We start from the raw sequence: 1,481 nt of genomic DNA, 5'->3' as shown, positions 1-1,481 counted from the left end.
GGGGTGAGGGTTGCTGTTTGGTTGGGCATGGCGAAGTTCCGTGCTGCTGCGGGGATGGTGGTGGCTGACCAGTATTCGGTGGTCTTGATGCGTGGTTTCCATCCGCCGGTCCCGTTTCCGGGATAGATGTAGGCGGTGCCTTGGGGGGTGATGGCCAGGAGATCGGCTTTCTTGTCACCGTTGATGTCGTGCGCGGGGGCGATGGTGGTGAAGGTGTTCCAGCCGTGTCCGATGGAGCTGGCTTTCATGAATTTCCCGGTTCCTGTTCCTGGGTAGAGCAGGAGCTTGCCGTCCTTGGTGCGGGCGATGAGGTCGGGGTGGGAGTCGCCGTTGAAGTCGCCGGGGGTGATGATGTCGGTGAAGCTTCCCCAGCCGGTGCCGATAGTGCGTTTGCCGGTGAATCTGGCTTTACCGTCGGTGGTGTAGAGGACGAGGTCTCCGGTCTTGGTGCGGGCGATGAGGTCTGGTTTCCCGTTGCCGTCGAAGTCCCGTCCGTTCATGACCTCGGTGAAGTCCTGCCAACCATTTCCGATCTGTCGTGGTGCTGCGGTGCTGCCGGCTCCGGTACCGGAGTGGAGCGCCAGGGCGCCTGCGGGGTTGATGGTGAGGATGTCGGCCGAGCCGTTGGAATCGAAATCGGTGCCGTCGATGGTTTCGGTGAAGTTCCACTGTCCTGCGGCGATGGTTTCCCTGAGGTAGCTGCCGAAGCCGTTTCCGAGATAGGCGGTCAGACGTCCGTCGGAAGAACGCGCCACAGTGTCGGCGCGTCCGTCGCGGTTCACGTCCTGTCCAGCCAGGACGTCGGTGAAGCCGCCCCACCCGGATCCGACGGACTTCGCTGCGGCGAACTGACCGTTGCGGAGGCTACGGAACATCACGAGGTTACCGGCGGTGGTGCGGGCGATGATGTCGGGGGCGTCGTCGCCGCTGTAGTCACCGATACCGCTGGCGAACCGCAGTCCCTGCCAGGACGTGCCGGACGTGATGCGCGGTTTGAAGCCACCTGTTCCCGAGCCGGGGTAGATCGACAGGGTGCCCGCTTTCCGGGCGGCGATGTCTGCCCGGCCGTCTCCGGTGACGTCTCCGACGCCGATCACGGAGTCGAAGCCCTGCCAACCGGTACCGATCCGGGAGCTCTTCAGGAAACCTCCCACACCATTGCCTGGGTAGAGCAACAGTTCTCCGTTGAGCTTCCTCGCTACCAGGTCAGCGCGCCGATCACCGTTGAAGTCAGCAACAGCGAAGACCTGGTTGAAAGCCTCCCACCCGGTCCCGATCTTGCGGGGAGTGCCGTAGGTGTTACTTTTCGTTCCCGGGCTGATCCACAACGTGCCATCAGCGCGCCGGTGGAACAGATCCGTGACCCCGTCGCCAGTGAAATCGGGGCCACTGAACCGCAACTCCGCCCTATCGATCACAGCCACGGGAGCAACAGGCGCAGGCTTAGGAGCGATCGGTACAGGCTTCGGAGCAACCGGCAC

The 1,481-nt window shown here is 63.3% G+C and carries 1 protein-coding gene; it reads right to left on the bottom strand.

Going from position 1 to position 1,481, the window contains the following annotated elements; all coding sequences use genetic code 11:
• Positions 1-1,424: FG-GAP repeat domain-containing protein (locus tag FQ377_RS14665; RefSeq protein WP_187393400.1), on the bottom strand; the 1,424-nt coding region annotated here is incomplete at its 3' end.
• Between the last annotated feature and the right edge of the window lie 57 nt (positions 1,425-1,481).

The organism is Arthrobacter echini (genome assembly GCF_008107445.1).
Classification (GTDB): domain Bacteria; phylum Actinomycetota; class Actinomycetes; order Actinomycetales; family Micrococcaceae; genus Arthrobacter_D; species Arthrobacter_D echini_A.
The sequence above is the reverse complement of the archived record's forward strand: the minus strand, read 5'-3'. Positions and strand labels throughout refer to the sequence as shown.